14 protein-coding genes and 5 pseudogenes are annotated in these 25,657 nt (G+C 62.1%); 7 read left to right on the top strand and 12 right to left on the bottom strand.

Going from position 1 to position 25,657, the window contains the following annotated elements; translation table 11 throughout:
* Window positions 1–249 precede the first annotated feature (249 nt).
* Window positions 250–429 (bottom strand): annotated as a pseudogene (locus G3O06_RS15905) (IS3 family transposase); the annotation flags it as partial.
* A gap of 1,085 nt (window positions 430–1,514) precedes the next feature.
* On the opposite strand from G3O06_RS15905, the gene G3O06_RS49695 reads away from it, so the two are divergent.
* The 6 genes from G3O06_RS49695 to G3O06_RS15870 all read left to right on the top strand — a co-directional run bounded on the left by G3O06_RS49695 (window position 1,515) and on the right by G3O06_RS15870 (window position 13,012).
* Window positions 1,515–1,640: a hypothetical protein gene (locus G3O06_RS49695; RefSeq protein WP_277403723.1), complete on the top strand. Its 126-nt coding sequence runs from the start codon at window positions 1,515–1,517 to the stop codon at window positions 1,638–1,640.
* A gap of 233 nt (window positions 1,641–1,873) precedes the next feature.
* Window positions 1,874–3,097, top strand: a complete 1,224-nt coding sequence (locus tag G3O06_RS15895) for a cytochrome P450 (RefSeq protein WP_205816701.1) — start codon at window positions 1,874–1,876, stop codon at window positions 3,095–3,097.
* A gap of 97 nt (window positions 3,098–3,194) precedes the next feature.
* On the top strand, window positions 3,195–3,980 hold the full coding sequence (locus tag G3O06_RS15890; RefSeq protein WP_241020052.1) for an alpha/beta fold hydrolase: 786 nt from the start codon (window positions 3,195–3,197) through the stop codon (window positions 3,978–3,980).
* 3 nt (window positions 3,981–3,983) lie between these two features.
* Window positions 3,984–7,538 carry an amino acid adenylation domain-containing protein gene (locus G3O06_RS15885; RefSeq protein ID WP_205816699.1) on the top strand — a complete coding sequence of 1,185 codons (3,555 nt, stop codon included), beginning with the start codon at window positions 3,984–3,986 and terminating at the stop codon, window positions 7,536–7,538.
* Window positions 7,535–10,891 carry a non-ribosomal peptide synthetase gene (locus G3O06_RS15880; protein ID WP_205816698.1) on the top strand — a complete coding sequence of 1,119 codons (3,357 nt, stop codon included), beginning with the start codon at window positions 7,535–7,537 and terminating at the stop codon, window positions 10,889–10,891. The genes G3O06_RS15885 and G3O06_RS15880 overlap by 4 nt, the downstream gene beginning before the upstream one ends.
* 600 nt (window positions 10,892–11,491) lie before the next feature.
* Window positions 11,492–13,012, top strand: a complete 1,521-nt coding sequence (locus G3O06_RS15870; RefSeq protein WP_205816696.1) for an NAD(P)-binding domain-containing protein — start codon at window positions 11,492–11,494, stop codon at window positions 13,010–13,012.
* 122 nt (window positions 13,013–13,134) lie between these two features.
* Here the strand turns inward: G3O06_RS15870 and G3O06_RS15865 are convergent.
* From G3O06_RS15865 to G3O06_RS49685, 6 genes and pseudogenes are all read right to left on the bottom strand, one after another.
* Window positions 13,135–13,425 (bottom strand): annotated as a pseudogene (locus G3O06_RS15865) (integrase core domain-containing protein); the annotation flags it as partial.
* Window positions 13,426–13,495: 70 nt separating this feature from the next.
* Window positions 13,496–13,726: pseudogene (locus G3O06_RS49095) on the bottom strand (IS3 family transposase); the annotation flags it as partial.
* Between the two features lie 165 nt (window positions 13,727–13,891).
* Complete coding sequence (locus tag G3O06_RS15860) at window positions 13,892–14,530, bottom strand: response regulator transcription factor (RefSeq protein ID WP_205816695.1); 639 nt, start codon at window positions 14,528–14,530, stop codon at window positions 13,892–13,894.
* 105 nt (window positions 14,531–14,635) lie between these two features.
* Window positions 14,636–14,885: pseudogene (locus G3O06_RS49090) on the bottom strand (type VI secretion system baseplate subunit TssF); the annotation flags it as partial.
* 1,010 nt (window positions 14,886–15,895) lie between these two features.
* Window positions 15,896–16,222: a Tn3 family transposase gene (locus tag G3O06_RS49690; protein ID WP_277403722.1), complete on the bottom strand. Its 327-nt coding sequence runs from the start codon at window positions 16,220–16,222 to the stop codon at window positions 15,896–15,898.
* 76 nt (window positions 16,223–16,298) lie between these two features.
* A pseudogene (locus G3O06_RS49685) lies at window positions 16,299–16,448 on the bottom strand (Tn3 family transposase); the annotation flags it as partial.
* A gap of 207 nt (window positions 16,449–16,655) precedes the next feature.
* Between G3O06_RS49685 and G3O06_RS15850 the strand changes: the two are divergent.
* The gene (locus G3O06_RS15850) at window positions 16,656–20,114 is read left to right on the top strand and encodes an adenylate/guanylate cyclase domain-containing protein (RefSeq protein WP_205816694.1); all 3,459 of its coding nucleotides are present in this window, start codon (window positions 16,656–16,658) and stop codon (window positions 20,112–20,114) included.
* Here G3O06_RS15850 and G3O06_RS15845 read toward each other — a convergent pair.
* The 5 genes from G3O06_RS15845 to G3O06_RS15825 form a co-directional block, all read right to left on the bottom strand.
* The gene (locus G3O06_RS15845) at window positions 20,106–21,050 is read right to left on the bottom strand and encodes a nitronate monooxygenase (RefSeq protein ID WP_205816693.1); all 945 of its coding nucleotides are present in this window, start codon (window positions 21,048–21,050) and stop codon (window positions 20,106–20,108) included. The genes G3O06_RS15850 and G3O06_RS15845 overlap by 9 nt on opposite strands.
* 66 nt (window positions 21,051–21,116) lie before the next feature.
* On the bottom strand, window positions 21,117–22,763 hold the full coding sequence (locus G3O06_RS15840; protein WP_205816692.1) for an AMP-binding protein: 1,647 nt from the start codon (window positions 22,761–22,763) through the stop codon (window positions 21,117–21,119).
* Complete coding sequence (locus G3O06_RS15835; RefSeq protein WP_205816691.1) at window positions 22,756–23,544, bottom strand: enoyl-CoA hydratase/isomerase family protein; 789 nt, start codon at window positions 23,542–23,544, stop codon at window positions 22,756–22,758. Before G3O06_RS15835 ends, G3O06_RS15840 begins: the two co-directional genes overlap by 8 nt.
* Before the next feature lie 78 nt (window positions 23,545–23,622).
* Window positions 23,623–24,819 carry a CaiB/BaiF CoA-transferase family protein gene (locus G3O06_RS15830; protein WP_205816690.1) on the bottom strand — a complete coding sequence of 399 codons (1,197 nt, stop codon included), beginning with the start codon at window positions 24,817–24,819 and terminating at the stop codon, window positions 23,623–23,625.
* On the bottom strand, window positions 24,816–25,580 hold the full coding sequence (locus G3O06_RS15825) for an enoyl-CoA hydratase/isomerase family protein (RefSeq protein WP_205816689.1): 765 nt from the start codon (window positions 25,578–25,580) through the stop codon (window positions 24,816–24,818). Before G3O06_RS15825 ends, G3O06_RS15830 begins: the two co-directional genes overlap by 4 nt.
* Window positions 25,581–25,657: the final 77 nt, after the last annotated feature.

Here is a 25,657-nt window from a genome sequence, read left to right as displayed (position 1 = left end):
AGTTTCCTGAAGGCGACGTAGCCCGGCACGCGAGTAACCCGCGAGAACACTACGCAACGGAGAACATCCGACTTGCGATTTTAGATGGCGGCAGGCTCGTTGGGCGGACCTCTGTAATGCGGTAATCAACCCGCGAATATCAGTGTGATCCACCGTCGAGTTTTACTGCTACGTCGCCCTCAGGAAATTCGTATGACATGTACTTGAGAAGCTGAAAACCGATCCCCATTGACACGCGAAGTCATATCAGTGTTCAAACGCAATGGCCATACGCGAGAGCGCCGTTGGCGCGTCGGGCTTGTCCATATAGGCGACGTAATTGTGCTTCATGGTCTTCACGAACGACTCAGCCATGCCATTGCTCTGCGGCGAACGTACGGGCGTGGTCAGCGGCTCCAGGCCCAGCTCGCGCGCGAAGCTGCGAGTGCGTGTGGTCGATGTAGGCCGAGCTGTCAAACGCATCTGACATCTGAGCCACTTCGCGCCTGATCGCGCAAAGTAAAACTGAGCCGGTCGTTACTTCTTCGATGACGAGACGTGACTGCATCCCAAGGCCAATCTGAATAGAGTTGCTTCCCGGTCGAATCCACCGGACCTGCGAACGCTTTCTCCAACGTAGCGATCTGGTCCCCGGTCAACCAGGTAGCCGATTTGGCGCTGGAGCACTGAATCTTGGCCAGCTGTGCTTCCACGAGCGGCGCAGTACAGGCTGCGAGGTTGTCGACAATTCCATCCGTCAACACGTCGAGTACCGGAGCTTCAGGCGGATGACCGGCCACACACTCGACGCTTACCAGCGGATTCCCAAACGTCTCCCGCCGCACCTGGGCGAGCATTCAGCCCATCTTCCATTGCCAGACGCGCTACCGATACGGCTGGTTCGCAGGCCAGCTTGACCAGATGCCGCCGGAGTTCGACGGGGGATTCGGGACGCCTTTGCGTGAACTTCTCTTCGGTGCTTCTGTTGTCACTGTGGGCCCCACTACTTTTGGTGGGGACTACTCTGGCAACTTCCTTTCACATCGTCGAGGTGGTGCTGAGGACGCGCCTGCATTGCTGTAGGGAAATCCTGATTTTCGGGAAATTCATTGAAGCTCGGTGCTCGCTGCCTATACTCAAGACAGAAACAAAAAAGCTGGTGCCGGATAACAATATACAAGGAATTGGAATGAGACCGGTCATACCTGGTGCCGGGCGGGGCTGCGTCTTAATTGCGCTGGTGTGAAGCATCACATTCTCGCAGGCGAGGGTTGGCTGTTGAGGCGTCGCTTGTGCGTTAATGCATTGCGCTGCGCTCTGTTTATGGCTCGGTTGAGTTGGCTGCGATAACGATAGATGCATTATTTTATCGGGAACGGAGCATCCCTGATAGAGCGACATTTTCGCTTTTCTGAAATGGGGGGCTTGCCTTGAGTTTTCTTCACGTATGCGAATGGGCGGGATCGATCCTGGGGCTGTGCGCTGCCGGATTGCTGGCGTCGGGCCACTCGAGAGCCGGCTGGTGCACGGCTTTCATGTCCAACTCCGCGCTGCTGACCTTTGCCCATGGCATTGGCGCCTACGGACTTTTGGCACAGCAAGCCGGTCTTATGCTCGCCTGCATTGTCGGGATTCGCAATAGTTTCACGATGAAAGAATGACCGATTTGGGAATATGGATGGCGTTCCGTCTATGTTCTCACCATCCGTATTTCTCGCCATAGGCGGCAGATATTCGACGCTTGCGCGGTAAATAATTAAATCATGATGACAATAATAAAACAGAGCTGCCTGAATTGCACCTTTGGTGTGGACTAATGCTATCGATGTATGCGGTTTGCGGCCGGTCCGGTTATCCGGGCGCCGTGGAACTATTATTTCTTGCGGGGGAGATCATGACTGAGTCTAATTTTCAGTTATCGGGATCGGATTTCGTGGCGTGTCCTTATTCCACGTATGCCCGCATGCGGGCGGAGGATCCGGTTTATCAGCATAAATCGGATCAGGGCGACACGATCTGGTACGTTACTCGCTACGAGGACGTGCAGTTCGTGTTACGCGACAAGCGTTTTGTGCTCGACTGGCGCAATACGCTCACGGACGAGGAAAGATCGCGCATGCCTTCGCTGTCACCGGCCATGCGCAGGCTCACCCGGCACCTGTTGAGCATGGACGGTGCCGAACATGCCGGCCAGCGTGCCTTGATCAACAAGGCGTTTACCAACCACGCCGTAGAAGAGATGCGCGAACGGATCGAGGCGATCGCGGAGGAACTGATCGATAGCGTCGTGAGCCATGGCCGCATGGATCTCATCGAGGATTTCGCGCTACCGCTCCCGATGTCGATCATCATGGAATTGCTGGGCGTGCCTGGTGACGACTACCGCAGGTTTCGGGCTTGGTCCCAGATATTCGTGAACGAGAACGTCGGGCCCGTCTTTCAACAGCGACAGAAAGCGCTCGCCGAGTTTGCTGCTTATTTGGAGCCGCTGATCGCCGAGAGGCGAGAGCACCCCCGGCAAGATTTGCTGACGGCCCTGGTCCAGGCCGAGTCGGACGGATCTACGCTCAGCGCCGAAGAGATCTACAGCATGGCCATGCTGCTTCTTGTCGCAGGGCATGAAACCAGTTCGAACCTGATCGGCAATAGCGTGGTGGCATTGCTGCAGCACCCGGATCAACTCGCAAAGCTCAGGCGCCAACCCGAACTTTGGGAGCAGGCGATCGAGGAACTGCTGAGGTATGGAGGTTCGATCGAGGCGGCGATGCTGCGCTTCGCCACAGAGGATCTGGACCTGGGGGACAAACGCATTCGCCGCGGAGACGCCGTCCGGGTGCTGCTGACTAGCGCCAATCGCGACGAGACTCAGTTTGACCATCCTGAGGCGCTCGATCTCGAGCGGCCGGGAGGCCGGCATCTGGCGTTCGGGGTTGGCGTGCATTACTGCCTTGGAGCGCCACTTGCGCGCATGGAGGCGAAGATCGCGATTGACACGCTGCTTCGCCGGCTCCCGAACCTGCGGATCGCGGAGCCCTTGGAGAGCCTGGAGCGGGTGGTGGCCCTGGGCGCGACGCAGTTCCGCGGCCTGCGGCATATCCCACTTGCTTGGGACATCTGAACGTTCCACGGTCAGGATTCACGGACAGTCAACTGTCGTACGGATAGCGCTTGCCTTGCGTCAGGGTAGGTCGCGTTCCATACAAAGGGGGCAATCGATGCGGACAATCTCCTCCATCGGCCACTGGGTCAGACGGCGACATCCCAAACCGAAGGCTCGTATACGCTTGTTTTGCTTGGCGTACGCGGGGGGCGGCGCTTCGGTGTTTCAGCAGTGGGCGCAATCGGTTCACGCCGACATTGAGGTGTGCGCGATTCAGTTGCCGGGCCGGGAAGAACGATTTGGCGAGGCGCTCCTGGATACCTTTTCGGCCGTCGCAGCGCAGGCCGCGGTGGCGATAAGGCCGTACCTCGATCGCCCGTACGCGCTCTTCGGTCACAGCCTTGGCGCGTTGCTGGCCCACGATATTGCGGGCCAACTGGAGAGCGAGGGGCTCCCCGTGCCAATCCACGTGTTCGTGTCCGGTTGCAGGGCGCCTCATCTGCCGGACCTCGACGCACCGATGCACTCTTTGCCAGAGCGGGAGTTCGCGGAGCAACTGCGGCAGTTCGAGGGGACACCCGACGAGATTCTCAATGACGCCGCGCTCATGGCGCACCTGTTGCCCATGCTTCGCGCCGATTTTGCCGTGTACGAATCGTTCTGTTACCGGCCGCGCGGACCGCTCGAATGTCCGATTACGGCCTTCAGCGGTACGAACGACCGGCACGTCAGCGAAGGTGCCATGCAGGCATGGCAGCAGCATACTCGGCACGCCATGACGCTGTTGCGGTTTCGCGGCGGCCATTTCTTCCTGCACGAGCATCTGACGCCGATCACCCGAGCCATATCGGAGACGTTGGTTCCGAGTATCGGCGCGCCTTGTCATCTTCTGGAGACCTGAGACATGCCGGTACCCAATACTTCAGCTGAAAAGCGGCAGCGCGCCGATGCGTTGATCGCGTGGTTGCGCGAGTACGCCGACACGCGCATCAACTCGCGGCTGATCGACGAGCGGCGCTGTTTTCCGCCCCATCTCATTCTGGACTTCGGCAACAAGGGCCTGCTGGGCATGCAGATCCCCGAAGCCTATGGCGGGCTTGAGCTCGACAATCGGGACGTGGTGCGGGTGCTCGAGCAACTCGGCGCGATCGACCTGACATTGGCTTCGCTGGTGCTGGACAGTCTGCTGGGCGCGCATACCATCCTGCGGTACGCCACGCCGGAAATGCGGGACGAGATACTGCCGCAGCTTGCCACCGGCAGGCTGCTGTCGGCCGTCGCCGTTACTGAATCCGCAGCAGGTTCCAACCCCCGAGCGATCACCATGACGGCCGTACCGGACGGGCAGGGCGGCTGGCTGTTGCGTGGCGTCAAGCGCTGGGTTGGCTATGGCGCCTGGGCCGGCGTGATCAACGTGTATGCGCAACTGTTGGACGAAGAAGGCAGGCGGCAGGGCATTACAGGTTTCATGGTGCAGCAAGGTGCGCCGGGGCTGCGCCTCGGCGAAGAGGCCGAGACGCTTGGGATGCGCGGGTATGTCAAGAACACGCTGCACTTCGACGACGTGCCGGTCAGCCGGCGCCAGATGCTCGGCGAGCCTGGCGCTGGCATGGAGGCAGCGCAGGACACGATGATGTATGTGCGCATTCACATGGGTGCCGTTTGCCTTGGCGGGATCAAACGCTGCCTGCAACTCATGCACCGGTTCGCTGCGCGCCGCACGGTCGCCACCGGGCTATTGTTGGAGAACCCCACGAGCCTGCAACGGCTCGGTGAACTGACTGCAGCCGCCACGGCAACCGAAGCATTGATTCGCCAGGTCGCGGAATGCGCCGACACGCCATCGCACGTGCCGGACGAGGTGTCCATGGTGTGCAAGACCCATGGCTCTGAATTTCTCTGGTGGGCCGCCGACATGCTCGTGCAGTGCCTCGGAGCGAGAGGTTACGAGGAAGCCAGCATCGCGGCGCGGACCTTGCGTGATGCACGGCCCTTCCGCATCTTCGAGGGGCCGACAGAAGCCCTCGTCATGCATCTTGGTTCCAGTGCCGTGCATGGCGGGGAAGCGCTCTATCGCTATCTGGAGGAGCGGGCGGGGACAACCGCCACGGCGCAAGATCTGCGCGAGGCAGCAGGCAGGATCGAGGCGCGCTGCCTAGCCGACGCCGAACGGTTCGGCGACCATTCCAGCCGGATGTACCGGGCTTATGCGCTGGCTGGCGAAGTCGCCGCCGAGGCGATTCTGCTCGCCGGGCTGCAGCACGACCTCAAGCGTACGCCCACGCCTGCCCGCCAGCGGGCACTGTCATGGGCCAGGCGCCGTTTCGAAGAGGCGCGCGCCAGGGCCTTGGGGGCAAGTACGGCGGAGGTAGCGTTGGAGACCGCGGCCGGTATCACGCAGCTCGTGCAAAGCTATGCCGGGAGCATTGGCGACGTGGAGCAGTCGCTGCCTGGCGATGACGTCTCGCTCGACCCGCTGTTGCGCCGGACGATGCAGCCGGCCCCGGCCACAACGGGAAACGACGGTGCGATCCTGGCACAGCTGAGCGATCAGGAACGCCATCAGTTGCTGGTCGAGTGGAACCAGACCGCTTCGGCCTATCCGGAGACCGAGTGCGTCCACCATTTGTTCGAGCGCCAGGCCGAACAGACGCCCAATGCAGTGGCGGCCAGTTGGGACGGCCAGGAGATCAGCTACGCCGGCCTTAACGCCCGTGCCAACCAGCTCGCGCACTATCTGCGCGCGCAAGGCGTCGGGCCTGACATGATCGTCGGCATCTGCATCGAGCGGTCGATCGACATGCTGATCGGTATGCTTGGCATCCTGAAAGCCGGTGGCGCCTATTTGCCGCTGGATCCGTCCTATCCTGAAGAGCGCCTAGCCTATGTGATCGCAGATTCCGGTATCTCGCTGCTGCTAACCCAGCAGCCGCTGCTGGCGGCATTGCCGCCGCATTGCGCGGAGGTCGTCTGCATTGATCGGCAGTGGGACGCGATCGCTGACATGGACGATACCAACCTGCGCACGGGCGTGACTCCCGAGCACCTTGCTTACGTGATCTATACGTCAGGTTCGACCGGCAAGGCCAAGGGCGTGCTGATCGAACATCGCGCGGTGGTCAACCTGACCACGCACGCGCGTTCCGCGTACGATTTGCGTGCCGGCGACCGGGTTCTGCAGTTCGCGTCGCTGAGCTTTGACGCGGCGGCCGAGGAAATCTACCCGTGCCTTGCGAGCGGCGCGACGCTGGTGTTACGTACCGATGACATGATCAGTACGACCAGCGCGTTCTTCGAGGCCTGCGAGCGTCTGAGCTTGACGGTGCTGGACCTGCCGACCGCGTACTGGCACCAGCTTGCCCTGGACTTGGAGGGCGCATCGGTACCTGTGTCGCTCCGCCTTGTGATCATCGGGGGAGAACGGGCACTCGGTGAGCGCGTACGGTTGTGGCGTGAGCACTGCGGTGCGTCGGTCCGCCTCGTCAATACCTACGGGCCGACGGAGACCACGGTGATTGCCACGAGTTGCGACCTCGGTGCGGAGGCGGCCGACATGGACGAACCGCCAATTGGCCGGCCCATCGCCAATTTTCAGGTCTATGTGTTGGATGCGGTCATGCAGCCTGTGCGGCGCGGCGATACCGGCGAGCTCTATATCGGTGGCGCGGGCCTGGCGCGCGGCTATCTTAACCGCAAGGAACTGACGAAGGAGCGTTTCGTCACCGCCCCGTTTTGCGCAGTGACCGGCGCTCGGCTCTACAAGACCGGAGACATTGTCCGCTACCTTCCTGATGGCAATCTCAAGTATGTCGGCCGCGTAGACGATCAGGTCAAGATTCGCGGATTCCGCATCGAGCCGGGCGAGATCGAAGCGGCACTGGCCGATCTCGCTGCGGTGCGGCAGGCCATCGTGCTAGCGCGCGAGCCCGAGCCCGGGGTCAGACATCTGGTGGCCTATGTTGTGCCAGCCACCGACGATATCGACGACGCCGAACTGGTGAGGCAGGTACGCAAGCATCTGCAAGGCCGCCTGCCGCACTACATGCTCCCGGCTGCCGTGATGCCACTTGGGGCGTTGCCTGTGCTCCCGAATGGAAAGATCGATCGCGCAGCGCTCCCCGCACCCGCAACGTTCACGGGGGCGAGGACGCTGGACGAGAGCTATGTCGCCCCGCGCACGCCGGCAGAAGCCATACTCGCGGAGAAATGGGGGGCCCTGTTTGGCGTGGAAGTCGGCGTCCACGACAACTTCTTCGAACTCGGTGGCCATTCGCTGCTCGCGATGCAGTTCATTGCGCGGATCCAGGATGCGTTTCCCATTCCCCTGACCTGGCAGGCGCTGTTCGCACAGCCGACCGTCGCGAAGCTGGCTCACTACATTGCGTCGATGCAGGCGGTGGCCGAATCCTCCGGTACGTCATCCGCGAGCGCAGGCGATCTCGAGGAGGTGACACTGTGAAAGCCACGGACGCGTTTCTGAACACGCTCTCAACGCAAGGCGTTGAGCTCTGGGCAGAGGCCGGCAACTTGCGCTGCAAGGCGCCGGCCGGTGTACTGACCGCGGCGCTTCGCGGCGAGCTCTCTGCACGCAAGGCGGAGATCCTGCACCGCCTTGCCACACGGGAGATTCCGCTTTCGTCGTTCCAGCGCCAGATCTGGTTCCTCGCGCATCTTTATCCGGGAGCGCCGGTATCGAGCGCTGCCCACACCCTGCGGATCCGGGAAGCGGTCAACGTTGACGCGCTGGCCCGAAGTCTTACGGAACTCACCCGCCGTCATGAAATTCTCCGGACGGCGTTTGTTACGCGCAACGGCACGCCGATGCAGGTGGTCCTGCCACCGCAGCCGTTTGATCTGCCGGTCGCGGATCTGCGGTCATACCCGAAACCGGAACGCGAAGCACGGGCGTGCCAGTGGGCCGCAGACGACCTGCATCGGCCACTGGACCTCACGCAAGGCAGAATCCTGCGCGCCAGACTGGCATGCGTGGACGATGACGATTTTTGGCTGTTTGTGGTCGGGAACGACATGATCACCGACGCCGTCTGCTCGCATCAACTGCTGCCGAACGAACTTGCCGCGCTGTATCGTGCGTTCTCCGCAAGACAACCGTCGCCGCTGCCAGAACCCATGCGCCAGTATCGCGACTTTGTCGCGTGGGAAGCGCGTGAGCTTACCGAGGTCGCATTGGCTCCCCAGCTTGCCTACTGGAAGCGCGCATTGCAAGGAATCGCCCCGTTGCGGTTGCCGACGGATTACCCACGCCCGCAAGTTACCCGGTTGCAGGCCGCAAACCATCCGCTCTCGCTCGGGAAGACACTGGCTGCCGGACTCGTGCGTCTGGGCAACAAGGAGGGGGCGACGCTCTTTATGGTGCTGGCGGCTGCGATCAAGACCCTGTTGTATCGCTACGCGGGGCAGGAAGATATTGCCCTGGGCACGCTGGTCTCAGACCGTCACCGGCCTGGTTTTGCGGAGGTGCTCGGGCCAGCCGAAAAAACCATGGTGCTGCGCACCGACCTGAGTGGCAATCCAACCGTTCGCGAACTGATCGAGCGTGTGCGGAGCACCTGCTTCGATGCCTTTGCCCACAACGCGGTGCCGTTCGAAAGGATCGTTGCGGAGGTCGGGCCCGAGCGCGTACCGGGTCAGAATCCGCTATATCAGGTCATGTTCATCTTGGCTGCACCCGCATCGTCTTCTCCCGGATGGGAGCAGCGACTGACAGATGTGAAAAACGGCGTGACGCAGTTCGACCTGCAGTTCTGGCTGTGCGAGCAGGAGGACGTTATCACGGGCACCCTGACCTACAACTCGGATCTGTTCGCGGCTGCGACGATCGCGCGGATGGCGCAGAGCTTCGAGCTGCTGCTCGAACAGATGATCGTCGATGTGTCCGCGCGCATCGCCCAGATGCCGCTGATGACTCAGGCGCATCGTCAGGCGTTGCTGCTTCGCGGGAACGATACCGTGCAGACGCGCGATGGCGATCCCTGCATGCACCAGCTGTTCGAAGCCCAGGCCGCAAGGACCCCGGATGCGGTGGCGGTCCGCTTTGACGGGCACGGGCTGACCTATCGGGCATTGGAGCAGAGGGCGAACCAGGTCGCCGCGCATTTGCGGGAACTTGGCGTATCCACGGGCGAGCGCGTCGGCGTCAGTATCGAACGCTCACCGGAGATGGTCGTGGGGGTGCTCGGCGTACTCAAGGCCGGGGGGGCGTACGTGCCTGTCGATCCGGCATATCCGGCGGAGCGCCGGGCTTTCATGCTTCGTGACGCCGGCGCGCGCGTACTGCTGACGCAACAGCATCTGCGCAGGCAGTATGCGGATCACGACGGGGTTGTCCTTTGTCTCGACAGCGACGGCTTCGCCATGGCGCAACACGCGCCGTTGGCCGTGGCGGAGGCGATGGATGCAGGCGCGCTGGCCTACGTCATCTACACGTCGGGATCGACCGGCAAGCCCAAGGGCGTCATGATCACGCATCGCGCTGCAGTCAACACGCTGCGGGATATCAATGGCCGTTTCATCGTTGGCGAGGCCGATCGCATACTGGCCCTGTCGTCGCTGAGTTTCGACCTGTCGGTCTACGACTTGTTCGGCGCGCTGGCGGCGGGTGCCACTATCGTGATGCCGCGGCCCTCGGCGTACCCGGATCCGGCCGACTGGCTCGCGCTCATGGGGCAGGAGAAGGTGACGCTCTGGAATTCAACGCCGCCGATGATGGAAGTGCTGACGCGTCATGTCGAACGGATGCCGGTGGGGGCGGGCAAACAGCTGGAGACGCTGCGTGTAGTCATGCTCAGTGGCGACTGGATTCCTGTCGCGCTGCCGGACCGTATCCGGGCCCTTAGCGCTCACGCAAGGGTCTGGAGCTTCGGCGGTGCCACCGAGGCGTCGATCTGGTCCATCTGTTACCCCATCGGGGACGTCGCGCCGGAGCAGGCCAGTATTCCGTACGGCAAACCAATGACCAACCAGCAGATTTACATTCTAGACGCCCTTGGTGAACCTGTTCCGGCCGGCGTCGTGGGGGAGTTGTATATCGGCGGTGATGGCGTTGCCGTCGGCTATCTCAACCGGCCGGAGCTGACGGCAGAGCGCTTTGTGCCCGACGTGTTTCGCGGCGTCGGCACACTCTATCGTACTGGTGACCTCGGCCGCTACATGCCGGACGGCAACATCGAATTTCTCGGCCGGCAGGACAGCCAGGTCAAGATCCGCGGCTATCGCGTCGAGCTGGGCGAGATCGAGGCCGCATTGTGCCAGTTTCCCGGCGTGCGGGAAGCCGCCGTTGTGGTCGGCGACGACGGAGGGGGGCGGCAACTTGTAGCGTATCTGGTGCAGAAGCGGCAGGGTGGTGGAGCGACCGATGCTCCCGACAAAGACGTCGGGCTGTTACGCCGGTTTCTCAAGCAGAGGCTGCCAGACTACATGGTTCCGCGGCATTTTGTGTGCTTGTCTGCATTGCCATTGACCCCGAACGGCAAACTAGACCGGCGTGCATTGCCGGCGCCGGATACCACCGGCGTGGCCGCGGACGAATCGGCCATGGGGCTGTCGGACGGGGTGGAGCAGCAACTGGCCGTGCTCTGGCGGCGCGTGCTGGACGTGAGCACGGTCGGTCCCGACGATAACTTCTTCGATCTGGGCGGGCACTCGTTGCTGGTGCTTCGGCTGGCCGAGGAGATTCAGCAGGAGCTCGGCCACAACCCGCCATTGGGGGTGCTGTTCCAATGTCCGACGGTGCGGCAACTTGCGGCGGTATTGCGTGACGGGTCGGCACGTGTCGAAGTGGCGGTGCAGTAGGCAAGCTGCTACCTCCGTCGTCGGGCGGGATTCATTGCCCGTGGCCGTGAGCCTTGTGCGCGCCGCGTTTCAGTGCAGTCTCTCTCAATCCAGACATCGCGCGGTCGTTGCGCGGAGCATGCAATGCTCGGTGGGGAGCGATGTCGATCGAGCCAGTTCGGGCACAAGGCGAGGACGGGTTGCAGGTAAGGATGCTGCCGCCCTCAGAGCACACGGCGTTGTCCGGCTCGCGAGAAGCGGCCCCGAACGCAGTGCTGACAGGCGCTTGGTGCGTGAATGCGACCTGTGCAAAGGCAGCAGGGACCAGACTCTGGCTCGACTTCAGGCATATCGATATCGGCCTCGACGATGCAGGCTCGGCGGCGACGCCCGATGGCAGACGCTGGCACTTGCGCCAGATCGATGCTGGTAGTGCCGAGGTGGATCTGCTGGAGACGGGGCGAGCCGTGCGATGCGGTCGCGATGTTCCACTAGTAACCTGGGGAGTAGTCGCAGATTCCCGAGCAACACGGATGATCACCGTCGACCTCTCTCACGGGAAGTGAGATCTGGCGGGTTACGGGATTCCAACAGTAAGGCGTAATCGACCGGGAGAATTTCATGAGGCGCGTCGCTGTTATCGGGGCAGGTCCTGCAGGTCTGGTGAGTGCGAAGTCCGCGCTCGAGTACGGTCTGGACCCAGTCATTCTGGAACGATCGGGAAGTCTTGGTGGGGTGTGGAACGATGAGGGCGGCAGACGATGGCGTTCGATGCACGCAAATATCTCGCGATTTTCTTCGCCATTGATCTTTTCCGATTTTCCGTGGCCGGATTCTGCTCCGCTGTTCCCGCACTGGACGGATATCTCCGCATACCTGAGGGCATACGCGACATCGTTCGATTTGCTGAAGAGATTGCGCTTGAACTGCACGGTTTCTCATGTGCGCAGAGCGGGCGAGAAGTGGGAAGTGACGACACGGGAGGCGGATGGTGCGTCATCGTCCGAGATATTCGATTTCGTGATCGTGGCGACGGGACCACAGGCGGTACCTGCGATACCGGACTTTTCGGGACTGGATTGTTTTTCCGGCGGCGTACTCCACAGCAGTCAGTACAGGGATCGGGATGCCTTTCTGGGCAAACGCGTGGTCGTCGTCGGGATGTCTTTCAGCGGGACGGAGATTGCCAGCGATCTGGCTGGGCATGCGAAGTCCGTGACGCAGGTAATCCGTCGCCCCTACTGGATCGTCCCAAAGGACGTCAGAACGGAAGACGGCGCGTCTGTGCCCTGGGATTGGCTTATGCAGAATCGCGCGATGAGCATGGCGCTGGGCGGAGCAAAGGGAGGCCGCAGCGGCAAGGATGCCAACTATGCGGCAAACCTGTTCTTCAATTCGGTCAGTGCGGTACAGGACATCGGTAGCCCCCTTCATATTGATGAGGCGCGGTACGCGGACCCGCCCTACATGGCCTTGTCGATTCACTACGACCAGTTGGTGAAGGAGGGGGCCATCGTCGTCAGACGGTCGGAGATTGAATCGTTCGGCAAGGATGCAGTGTATTTGTGCGATGGAGCACGAATCGAGGCGGATGCCGTCATTCTGGGAACGGGATACCAAATCGGACTGCCTTTCCTGGCGGCAGAGATGCTTACCGCACTGGACTTCCGGGAGGGCGACGGATTCAGTCCGATTCTGCTATACAAGCGGACGTTTCATCCGCAGCTCAGGAACATGGCCCTGATTGGCCAGTTGCAACTGTCCACGTTCGCGCTGTCGGAGTTGCAAGCAAGGTGGGCCAGTCTGGTCTTCGCCGGGCAGATGGACCTGCCTCCCGCAGAAGTCATGCTGCAGAGCATTGAGCAGGAGCGCTGTTTGCGCGAGGCCGCGGTCAGGCCGCAAGCCCTGTACGGCGACCTGGTGGCCGCTGCCGATGCCATCGCAGCGGAAATCGGGGTGATGCCCCCTCTCGATGCACTGCGAGCGTCAGACGCTGATCTCTACCAGAAGCTGTGGAATGGTCCTTTGCTGCCATTTCAATATCGGCTGGTTGGTCCGGGGGCGAACCCTGTATGGGCGCGCATGAGGATCCTCGAAGCATTTGAGCAGATGGCGCTCATTCGAGCCCAGTCGCGATCATGACCCAAAGCAGATTAGCAACGGGCCCCGGAAATAGCGTATTGCATCATATGTGGACGCCATCTCCTGATGGTTATATCCAGGCCGCTCAGCATTGTTCCAGCCTCGTATTCACGTACAGCAACTCATGCGGCAATCAACCTGTTCTCGTAGTCGACGGAGTAAGGTCGTCGATCGAGGTATGCAGACGTTACCGCTTGCAATAGCCTTCGATCCAGTCGACGATGTCCAGGCAGGCTTCGGCGCGCGTTTCGTGGTGTCTGGTAGATTCTTTCGATCTTCAGCGTCTTAAAGAAGCTCTCAATCGGCGCGTTGTCCCATGCGCTGGCACGACGGCTCATTGAGACATTCATCTTGAAAGTGACGGCCAGTGTCCGGTACGCGCCGCCGGCATATTGGGCGCGGTCCGAGTGCAATTGCTGTATTAGCCGGAACTCGATCTGACAGGTAGTCGGGCCGTCAGCCGTCTACGCGGCGATCCAGCGGATTCGGCGCCACCGGCAGGTGATGCGCGAATCCGTGGTCACCCGATACGTACGCTTGTGGACCGAGCCCCCTGGTGTTGCAAACTGCAACGCCACGCGTTAGCGCTCGACGGACGGCCCTGAGCACGCAACTGCCGCACGATACAAGGACGGTCGTCGCGTCGCGACTGACACGCTGAAGGACGGCAACCTCGGTGTCCGGCGCCGCATTGACGGTAAGCGCTCGACTGGCCTTGGGATTGCCTACAACGTTTCTATGCAGTCTGTTAAGGCAATGCTGAACAATCGGTTGCACGCACCAGTTCGAAGCAAACTGATCACGAACGAAGCGTCTGCTGCTCGTTTTCTTTCTATAACGTCTGGACCGCGCCGATCGTGGGCTTTTTGGGAGTTTTCCTTAATACACCGCTTCCGACGGCGTCAAAGCATGCTGAACGGCATAACGGATTATCTCGGCATTGTTTGTCAGTCCGAGCTTCCGCATCAGTCGCATCTTGTGTGTACTGATTGTTTTTGCACTGAGCACGTACGCTTTCGCTATTTCATTGATGCTCCTTCCGGCCGCTAGCATCTGCAGCACCTGAAACTCGCGGTCTGACAACACTTCGTGTGGTTGCACATCGGCTGGATTAGTTTCAAAGGCCATTGTATCGATAAGCTTCGGGTCGGTGAATTTCTCGCCGTCAGCAAGCTTTCTGATCGCCGCGAGCAGCGCGCCCGGGTCGCTGTCTTTCGTCAGATAGCCGGTCGCGCCAGCGCGCAGTGCGCGCGACGCACACTGCTCCCCTTCGAGCATACATAGCACCAGTATCGGCAATTGCTTGGCACGCAGACGCCGGATCAGGTCGATGCCACTGATGCCGGGCATCGTCATATCGAGCAACAGCAGGTCGACCGTGCAGGTGCGCAGCTTGTCGATTACTTCCGAGCCATGTGCGGCTTCAGCCACCACAACCATATCGCTCGTCGTAGCGATGATGTGCCTCAATCCACCTCTGACGATCGCGTGCTTGTCGGCAATTAACACTCTTATCATAAAATAAAGCTCCAGAAACTTTACGATATGAATTGCATAAAATACGCATCATTAAATTTATTGGTGCCGTCGAAGCGGGTCAATTACGCGAGATTGCGACAACCGTGCTTCGAATCCGCCGGGCGCGGAAATCACCGACGCGGCGCCCGCGACCTGCAGCAGCTCAAAGAGGTGCGACGCGGCCTGCTCGTCACACGCAAGATAGACGTGAAGTCGGTCGAGAACCCTTCAGGTCGCACACGCGTACATCGCCTGTAGTGGCGAGCCTCAGCCATAGCGCGCCACGCACCGGCGTGTCGGATAAAATCCCGGTCAAGTGCGCTTCGGTAAGCGTGAGCGGCCAGATCGTCACTTCGTGGTCGCTCTAAAACTAATGCGGAATCTTTATTAAATTTGGAGCAGATCTGATTCTGCTGGGTGGTCCGCGTCCGCGGGCCTGTTACGCACATTAACCGGAATAGCACCCAGCGATACGACGCGGTGGCCGACTGAGCGCGCACGCGCGCCTCGATTCGCTCAAGCTGCTCGGCGAGTGGCGCACCGAGTAAGCGATGGGTGCAAGGCGAGTCGGAGGTAGTGAGCCGCGTCATCCCCCGTTCTTGCGTGAGAGAGCGGACAGCAGGCAGTCCATGGAAAGCGCGTGATGCTCGTGCTGCACGGGTGCAGGCAGCAAGGCCCGTGCCCGGTGCGCGGCGGCCGCGTGATATTCGGGTGGGGCAGACAGCCGCAGGATCCGGCACGGGCTCGACTTCCAGATCTGATGTTGCCCCTTTTTCGAGCTGGCAGAAGACGTCTTCAAGCTTGCGCTCGCCTGACAGCAGCGCTGCGATGGAGTCGGAATCCGCAGGGTCGCCTTGCGGCTCCAATTCTTCCAGTACGCCGCCCTTGGCCACATGTGCCGACGGTTTTTCTGACCGTCCGGCCGACGAATTGGTGGGCGAGGCGTGCGGATCGGTCGGCGCGCGCCAATATTGCGTATGCAGATCGCCAATGACGTCGTGCGTGCGATTCGTATCGCTCGCCGTGCGCGTTGACATTTCCTGCCCATCGCCGTCGCTTGGAATCTGTGCAAGACGTCTGTGAATGCCAGCACCGTCAGTCAGGTCGGGTATCGTTGCGCCGCCATCCGGATTGCCGAATAACTCGGGGCGAGACAGATCGTCCGAGTGCTCGAGATCGGCTCTCTGCACCAGCGGACGACACAGCACGGGCTCGATGACAGGCATGTCGGGTTGGCGACGCCATGGCAGGCGAAGTGACCGCATGGGAGAGTTCGGAAGCGATAAAGCCGCATTTTAAACACGAACAAGAACCGCACGTCCATCTCCGCGAACGAGAAGTTGAAGCCAAATTTAAATATCGATATTAATGGATGTGTTTATAATTGTTAAATTGCAAACATTGAAAATTTGGAATTGCATCGAAATCAATGACTTGTGTTTTGGCATTAATAATGATCGGCGTGTTGGTGGGATTTTGCCTATAGGTACAATAGGCTGCGATATTTGAAAAAATACATGGCGCGGTGAGGGGCCGCTGGAGTGCGACTACCGCGCTGACGCAGCCGGACTGAATCGAGGTGACGAGTCGCAGCAGTTCGTCCCATCCGGCGCGAATCGCCTTGAGCGACACGTCGTGGGCTGCAATCGCCGACAGACCTTCGGAGACGGAAACTCCGCGTGGAAGGTACAATTTGCGCTTGCGCCAGATTGCACCGCCCCGGGTACAGATCGAAGTCGAGCAGTTTCGAAATGGCCATGCCTACGCTTATGTACCCGTGCGTGTCGACTGAAAGTCGCTGCAGACCATCATCGTCGCGGTTTTCGTTGTGGCGCAACACGCCTTCGATCACCACGCCAGCCTTCCGTTTGTTCAGCACGATCGGCTGGCTATAGACAATGCCATGCTGATTCAACACTTGTGTGTAGATCCCGACCGCGTGAGTTCGGCACCGCGGATCGTCCAGACCCGCGGGCTGGGCAGCGTCGAGACCGAAATGAGCTTGCACGTGCTCGCATACAACTTGAGGCCCGGTCGGACCTCCATTTCCCTCGGTCGACGCTTGTCTGACGCGGACGCGGCGCGTAATGTTTGAGTGCTGGGCCTCGGCAATGGAAGGGGTAGTATGCGTTGCGCAAAATGCGGATTCGAGAACCTCGCCGGGGTCAGATTTTGCGAAGCGTGTGGCGCTATGATGTCGCGCACGTGTCCGCGCTGTGGCCACGAGCTAAGGCCGTCCGCCCGATTCTGCGATGCATGCGGCGCGCCTCAGAGCGATGCGGCAGTCGCGCAGTCTCCGTATCCGCCAGCGGCTTCGGGGCTGTCCGCGGCGCCGATCCATTACACGCCGCAACACCTCGCCGAGCGCATCCGCGCCGAGCAGGCGGCGATGGAAGCGCGAGGCGAAACCGCCGGTGAACGCAAGACCGTCACCGCGCTGTTCGCCGACATGGCGGGCTCCACCGCGTTGATCTACGACCTGGACCCGGAGGAAGCCCATCGCCTGATCGAGCCGGTCGTCGCGCTGATGATGGAAGCCGTCCACTATTACGAAGGCTACGTCGCCAAGTCGCTCGGCGATGGCATCCTCGCGCTGTTCGGCGCGCCGATCGCCCACGAGGATCATCCGCAGCGCGCGCTGTTCGCGGCGCTGCGCATGCAGCAGGCGATGCGCCGTCACGGCGACCGCATCCGTCTGGAGAAAGGCATTCCGCTACAGATTCGCGTGGGCGTCCACACCGGCGAAGTAGTCGTGCGCTCGATCCGCACCGACGACCTGCACACCGATTACGATCCGGTTGGCCATACGATCCATATCGCGTCGCGGATGGAAGGGATCGCGACACCGTCATCGATCCTCGTCAGCGAGTCGACGCACAAGCTGGCCGAAGGCTACTTCGAGTTCAAGGCGCTCGGGGCCACGCAGGTCAAGGGCATTTCCGAGCCGCTGTCGGTGTACGAGGTGTTGGGTCTCGGTGCGCTGCGCACTCGCCTGCAGCTGTCCGCGCATCGTGGCCTCGCGCGATTTGTTGGCCGCGACGCCGAACTGGAACACCTGCACGGGGCGCTAGATGAGACTAGGGCGGGGCGCGGGCGGGTCGTCGCGGTGGTCGGCGAGGCTGGGGTTGGCAAGTCGCGGCTGTTCCATGAATTCAAGGAACGCTCACGGCGCGGTTGTCTGGTGCTCGAAACCTTCTCAGTCTCGCACGGCAAGGCGTTCGCGAACCTGCCGCTGATCGAATTGCTGAAGAACTATTTCCAGATCGTCGCAGACGACGACGAGCGACGCTGCCGCGAGAAAGTTGCGGGCAAGGCGCTGACGCTCGAACGTGGCTTCGAGGAGCTCGTGCCATACCTGCTCTACCTGCTCGGCATCGGCGACCCGAGTTCGGCGCTCGCGGAAATGGATCCGCGAATCCGGCGGGACCGGACCTTCGACGCGATCACGCAACTGCTCGCGCGCGAGAGTCGCGATCAGCCGGTCGAGCTGCTGTTCGAGGACCTCCAATGGCTGGACCGCGAGACCGAAGCCTTTCTCGCGCAACTGATCGAACACGTGCCGGACACGCGAATCTTGCTGCTCGTGAACTACCGGCCCGAGTATCGGCCTGTCCGGGATGCGGGCGCGCATTGCTCGCGGTTGCGGCTCGAACCGCTCGGGCCGGCCGAAGCGCAGGGACTGCTCGCGGCGCTGCTCGGCGACGATCCGACGCTCGTGCCGCTTCGGCAACTGATTCTGGAGAAGACGGAAGGCAACCCGTTCTTCATGGAGGAAGTCGTGGAGACGCTCGCCGAGGAGCAATCGCTGCTCGGCGAGCCCGGTCGCTACCGAATCGAGCAGACCCCGGCGGCGCTGCATATTCCGACGACCGTGCAAGGTGTGCTCGCCGCCCGTATCGACCGGCTGCCGGTCGCGGAGAAGGAGCTGCTGCAGACGCTTGCCGTCATCGGTAAGGAATTTCCGTTCAGCCTGATCCAGCGCATCTGCGGCGGCGAGGCCGCGCAGGCGGACGACGATTTGCGCCGGCGTCTGGCCCGTCTGGAAGCCGCGGAATTCATCAACGAGCGGCCCGCGTTCCCGGAGGTCGAGTATTCGTTCAAGCACGCGCTGACACAGGAAGTCGCCGGTCAGTCGCTGCTCACGCAGCGTCGCAGCGCGCTGCACGAGCGCACGGCACGGGCGATCGAGGTGCTGTTCCCGACCCGCATCGCGGATTACTGCGGCGAACTCGCGCATCACTACAGCCTGAGCGGCAATATCCCGAAGGCCGTCGCATATCTGCATCAAGCAGCACAACAAGCGCTCCGTCATGCAGCCCATCTGGATGCGATGCATCACCTCGGCACGGCACTGGAGTTGCTGAAGCGCTTGCCCGACACACCAACACGCGCGCATCGTGAACTAATGCTATTGCTTTCGCTGGGACCGGCCCTGATGGACGTGCATGGCTACGGCGCGCCAGAGGTGGCCTCGATCTATACCCGCGCGCTGGCGTTGTGCGAGCAGATCGGCGAGACCTCGCAGCGCTTCGCCGTGCTACTGGGACTAAGGATCCATTATCTGACGCGTGCGGAGTACGCGACTACGCGTGAACTGAGTAAGCGAATGCTCCGTATGGCGAGGCGGGCAAAGGATCCGGGCTTGCTCGTGGAGGCACTTGGCTCACTCGGGGCGTGTCTGTTCCTCCAAGGGGAACTCGACGCCGCCCGCAACCATCAGGAACAGGCGCTAACCTTCTATGACCCCGAACAGCATCAGGCACACGTCTTTGCGCACGGTGTAGATCCCGGCATTCGGGCCTTGAACTGCTTGGCATTGACCTTGTGGCTTCAGGGATATCCCGATCAGGCGCTCACACGAAGCCGGGAGGCACTGGCCCTCGCACAAAGGCTGGCCTATGGACCAACCTTGGCGTTTACTCTGGCTTATACGGCCGAGTTGCATCAGCTTCGGCGAGAGGTATCGCAGGCCTGCGAGTATGCGGAAGCAGTCACCACTCTCTCGACCGAGCAGGGATTCTTATACTGGCGCGCGCGGGGAACAATTGTCCGGGGCTGGGCCCTGACCGAACGGGATCGCCTTCTGGACGGAATCGCACAAATGCGTGAAGGCCTGACTGCCGAGCGGGCCGCCGGCGGTGAGGACCAGCGTTCGTATTTTCTCGCCCTCCTTGCCGATAGTTACCGGCGTGCGGGCGACACCGAGGCCGGCCTCGGTGCGCTCACAGAGGCAATGGCAATCGTCGGCAAAACCGGAGAGCATTACTTCGAGGCGGAGTTGCATCGGCTCAAGGGCGCCATACTGCTCGGCGCATTGAACAACGACGGTCGCATTTCCGCGTGCGGCGACGATGCCGAAGCGTGTTTTTGTCAGGCGATCGCGGTCGCGCGCCAGCAGGGCGCCCGATCGCTGGAATTGCGCGCGGTGTCGAACCTGGCCCTATTGTGGCAGCGTGAGGGCAAAATTGCAGAGGCCCGGCAAACGCTGTCGGAAGTCTACGGCGGTTTCACGGAAGGATTCGACACCACCGACTTGCGAGAGGCCAAGGCACTGTTGGATTCGCTTGTCGGCGGGTCAACTTAAGCGGGCTGCGGCCGCTTCATACTCGTGAACAAGACGTTCGACGACCTCGGCTGCCGAAGGCGAATCCGTGATCAGCCCGGCGGATTGTCCGAGCTCGACCTTGCCGCGCTCGGTATCGCCCTCCAGTGCAGCCTGGCGCAGCGAACTGCTGTTGAACAGCGCGCCATAGCGGTCGTCGTCGTAACCCTCGAAGTCGGCGCGCAACACGTCGTTCGCGAATGCGTTCTTCGTCATCCGGATCGGTAGCTTCCGAATGCCGACGAGCACCGTGCCGTCGATTTCGGTCTCGAGTACCGCGCGCTTGTAGTTCTCGTGAACGCCGGCTTCGCGTGTCGCGATAAAGCGGGTGCCGAGCTGGACTGCGTCGGCGCCGAGCGCGATCAGCGCGGCGACACCGAAACCGTCCGCAACACCACCTCCCGCGATGATCGGCAAGTCGAACGCTTGTACTGCCCGGCGCACTGCGACGAGCGTGCTCACTCCATTGGCCGGTGGGTGGCCGCCGGCTTCGGCGCCGACCACGACGAGTGCATCCACGCCGGCGTCGGCTGCCTTGCCGGCATGTTCGAGCGTCGAGACTACATGGAACCATCGGGTGCCGAGCGCATGGAATCGCCCGAGGTGCGCGCGCGGCCCGCCTTGCGATGCGATCACGACGGGTACGCGCTCCTCCTCGATCACGTCGAGGAATCGCTCGGCTTCGGGACGATAGAGCGGCAGATTCACTGCGAAGGTCTTGCCGTTGACTGCGGCCTTGACCGCTCGGACGGTGTCGCGAAACGCGTCGAGATACATCGGCCCGGCAGCGATGACACCGAGGCCGCCCGCGTTTGTAACGGCGGCCGGCAATGCGGCGTTTGACGATGCCCAGCTCATGCCGGCTTGGACGATCGGGTAACGGATATCGAGTAAGCGGGTAATACGGGTTGGCTTCATGGCGATGTCAAAGTTGGCACCCGGTCTTGGCGGGCACCGAAGAGGGCGATGAGTCGGTCGACGCGGTCAGGCAAGGTTGAATTCACGGATCGCGTAATCCCGCAGCTTGTTCTTCTGTACCTTGGAGCTGCCGGTCATTCCGATGTCGTCGAACGACGGCACGACACGCAGATAACGCGGCACCTTAAAATTCGCGCATCGGCTCTTGCACCATGCGATCAGTTCCTCGTCGGTCGCGCTAGTGCCGGGACGCAGTACGACGAACGCGGCGGGTACTTCGCCGAGCCGCACATCGGGTACGCCAACAACCTGCGCGAGCTGCACGGCCGGGTGCCCGTACAGTGTTTCCTCGACTTCTGCCGGCGCGACATTCTCGCCGCCGACGCGGAATACGTCCTTCAGTCGTCCGAGCATCCGCAGTCTGCCCTCGTCGTCGATCACGCCGAGATCGCCGGTGCGCAGCCAACCGTCCTCGGTGAACGCCTGCGCGGTCTCCTTCGGCTTGTTGTAATAACCCTTCATCACATTCCAGCCGCGTACCTGGATTTCACCCGGTGCGTTCGCGGGCTGCACCGCGTTCGTCTCGGTCGACACAGTGCGAATCTCGATCCCCGGATGTGGATGCGCCCAGCCTGCGACGCGGATCTCGAGCGGATCGCGCCAGTCGTTCAGCACGACGTTCGGTGACGCTTCGGACTGACCGTACGCGCCGACCATGTACGGCACGCCCATCAAGTCGTGGATCTGCTGCATGATCTCCGGGCCTGCCGCCGCCCAGCCGCCGCGCAGATGGATTCGTTCGCGTCGGAACTCCGGATGGCTCATCATCATCAGGAAGATCGTGTCGTTACCGGATGTCAGAGTGCAGTGCTCCTCGTCGAGCAGCGTGAGCACCTGCGCGACGTCAAACGACGGCACCGACAGCAGGCACGCACCCGTCACGAGCGCGACCAGCAGCGACATTGTGGTGCCGGCAACATGGAAGAACGGTCGCACGCTCAAATACCGGTCGTCGGGCCGCACGCCGATCCGCATCGCCGAGGCCGCCGCGTTCGTCAGCATGTTGCGATGGCTCAGTAGCACGCCTTTCGGGAATGACGTCGTGCCCGACGTGTACTGGATCAGAAGGGTGTCTTCGGGCGTCACTTGAAGCGAGCGCAATTCAGCCGCGTCCCGATACTCCGGCGTGTCGGGCAGCGATTCGAAGCGCTCGACGCCTGTCGGCACGGCGCGATCCGTGCCGCCGACCATCAATGCACGGCGAAGCATGGGCAGTACCTCGCCCGGGAGCGCGCGGTCGAACGCAGGCTCCACGTCGCGAAGCAGCTGTGTGTAGTCGATCTTCAGGAACTTGTCGACATAGAACAGCACGCGCACGTCGCTTTGCTTCAGGCAGTAATTGAGTTCGTCAGTCTTGAAGCGCGTATTGATCGGCACGGTCACGGCACCGATTGACGCCGCGGCATAGAACAGCACAACCCAATCGATCGAATTGCCCATCATGATTCCGACGTGCTCGCCGGGCTCAATCCCGAGGGCGATCATCCGCGCGGCCGTACTTTCGACGCGCTCAGCGAGCGTCAGATAGTCGATCCGTTCGCCGTCGATCACGAGCGCCTCGGCGTCCGGTGTCGAGGCAGCGCAGGCGGCGAGCACGGCGGGGAGGGTGACAGGGCCGCGAAGCCCGAATTGTTTGGCATACTGGTCAGTCATTGTCATCACCTCCTGCGTTCGATCCGCCCGACGCGGTCGAACCAAAATTCGAAATCGTGCTTTTCCAATCTGCATTCTGCAGCAGTGAATCGATCGCCAGAATTTCGATCGCGAGCGCGCCCGCTGGATCGGATTCGACACCCCGATCGATACACTCGCGCGTGAGCCGCATTGCGAGTGGGGGGGCGGCCGCGATGTCGTCCGCGATTGCGCGGATGGTCGCGAGCGCCTCGGCCGCGTCGACGATCCGCGACACGAGCCCAGCGTCGCGCGCTTCGCGTGCGGATAGCGAGCGGCCCGTGTAGGCCATGTCCTTCGCGAGCCGTTTGCCGACCGCCCGCGGGAGCCGCTGGGTCGCACCGACGGTACCCCATAGCGCCTCGGGCGTCCGGAAGCTCGCGTTTGCGGTGGCAACGATAAAATCGCAGGCCATGGCGATCTCGCCGCCGGAGCCGACCGCAGGCCCGTCGACAAGCGCAATGCACGGCTTGCCGATCTGCTCCAGCGCGTCGTATGCGGCGAATGCCTTGAGCCGACGCGCGCGCACCGCGTCGATATCCATGCCCTTGCGCTCCTTCAGATCCGCACCTGCGCAAAAAACCGGGCCATTCGCGCGAACGATTACGCAACGCACGGTGTCATCGTCGCGCAGCGCGACCGCAGCAGCGCGCAGCGCGTCGCACATCGGGCCGTTAAGCGCGTTGCGCTGCTCGGGCCGGTTCAGGACGATCTCGGCGACGGCATCGCGGCGCTCGATGACCAGCGATTCTCTTTCTTTCACGTATTTTCCTCCTGTCGCGCGGCCGCTGCGACAGCAGCGGCCGGTGACGATGATTCGGGTTGCGCTGGACCGTTGCGCTCAGATTGCGCCGTCGCGGCGAAGCGCACCGATTCGCGCGTCGTCGTAGCCGAGGCGCTCGCGAAGCACCTGCTCGGTGTGTTCGCCGAGTAGCGGGGGCCGCTCGACCTCCGGGTTCGCTAAGCCGTCGAAGCGGAACGGCAGCGGCAGGGCGCCAAAATGTCCGGCCGTCGGATGCTCGAACGCGCTGACCATGCCGCGTGCCTTGACGTGGGGGTCGCTCAGCACCTGGGCGACATCCTTGATCGGACCGGCTGGCACGTCGGCCGCATCACATGCGTCGCACAGCGCCTGCTGCGTCCAGCCAGCGATGGCGGTCGTGAGCGAGGCCATCACACGGTCTCGATGTTCGACGCGGCCGGCATTCGTCGAGAGCGAAGCGTCTTGGGCGAGCACGTCCAGCCCGAGCAACCGGCATAGCGGCTGCCAGTGTTGATCGCTGCAGGTGATATGCACGTAACCGCCGTCTGCACACGCGAAGGTTGCCGACGGTACCCGACCCGGGTGCTCCGTGCCAAGCCGCGGCGGCACTTCACCTAGCGCGAAGTAGCGCGCGGCGGCAAGCGTCAGCAGACTCACCTGGCCGTCCAGCATCGAGAAATCGATATAAGAGCCGGACCCTGACAGTGCGCGCCCGTTCAGTGCCGCCAGAATCGCGATCGCGATCCAGAGGCCGGACGACAAGTCAGCGATCGGCAGCCCCGGCTTGACCGGACCACCGTCGCGCTCGCCCGTCAGGCTCATCAGGCCGCCCATCGCCTGGAATACGGTGTCGTAGCCCTTGCGTTTCGCGTACGGGCCGGTCTGACCGAAGCCGGTGCACGACACGTAAATCAGCCGCTCGTGCGCCGCCCGCAGCGACGCCGCGTCAAGCCCGTACCGCGCGAGTGTGCCGACCGGGAAGTTCTCGAGCAGCACGTCAGCTCCGGCCGCGAGTTCACGGACAATTTGCCGCCCAGCCTCGGTTTTCAGGTTCGCCGTCACGGACAGCTTGCTGCGATTGCAAGCGAAGTAGTACGCAGACTGATCGCCGACCTGCGGTTCGAATGTCCGCGTTTCGTCGCCGGTGCCCGGCTGCTCGATCTTGATCACGGTCGCGCCCAGTTCAGCCAAGATCATGTCCGCGAATGGACATGCAAGCACGCGGGCAAGCTCGATGATGGTGACGTTCGCGAGCGGTTTGACGAGCGCACTCATGCTTGCTCGCCGTGCGGCCGCCGGAAGCCGCGCATCATCATATTGGTATCGAGCGACGCGTCGAGCGCCTGCTGCAACGGCAGATCGGCGACGCGATGGAACAGACGCTTGGTCGCGGCCATTGCTGGCGCGTCGAATGACGCGAGGCGGGCGGCGAGTTCGATCGCCATGCCAAGCATCGCAGCGTCCGGCACGACCCGGTTCACCATGCCGAGCGCGAGTGCGCGCTCCGCAGTGACTGCGTCACCGAGCGACACCAGTTCGAAAGCGGCCTTGCGCCCAACCTGCCGGACCAGATTCGCCATCACGATCGCCGCGACGATGCCGTGCTTCAGTTCCGGGTAGCCGAGCTTCAGGCTGTCACCGGCGACTACCAGGTCGCACGCCAGCGCAAGCCCGGCGCCGCCGCCCATCGCGTAGCCGTGCACGGCGCCGACTACAGGCGTCGCAATCTGCGAAAACACGCGATGCAGGTTCGTGGTCAGGTGTGCGCGCGCCAGTGCGGCCTCTGCGGCCGACGCTGTATCCGCGGAATTAACGAAGCCGCCGAACTCGGTTACGTCTGCGCCTGCGCAGAACGCCTTGCCGGCGCCGGTCAGCACGACAGCCCCGATTGCTGGATCCTGGTCGGCTTCGCGCAGCGCGTTCAGCAATTCAGTAGTCAGCGCATTGTTCAGCGCATTACGTTTGTCAGGGCGATTCATCGTGAGCACGCGAACGGCTCCGTAATCGTCAGTCAGCAGGTTTGAGGTCGAATTCATCGGCGGCTCGGGTTCCGGATCGGGGAGGCTGGGAGCGGCGAACGTTGCCGCAGTGAAGTCAAGGTTAGTGCATAGTG

The sequence above is a fragment of the Burkholderia sp. Ac-20345 genome (genome assembly GCF_017104825.1).
Lineage (GTDB): Bacteria > Pseudomonadota > Gammaproteobacteria > Burkholderiales > Burkholderiaceae > Burkholderia > Burkholderia lata_B.
Note: the sequence above shows the minus strand (reverse complement) of the source record. Positions and strands in the feature narration are given on the sequence as shown.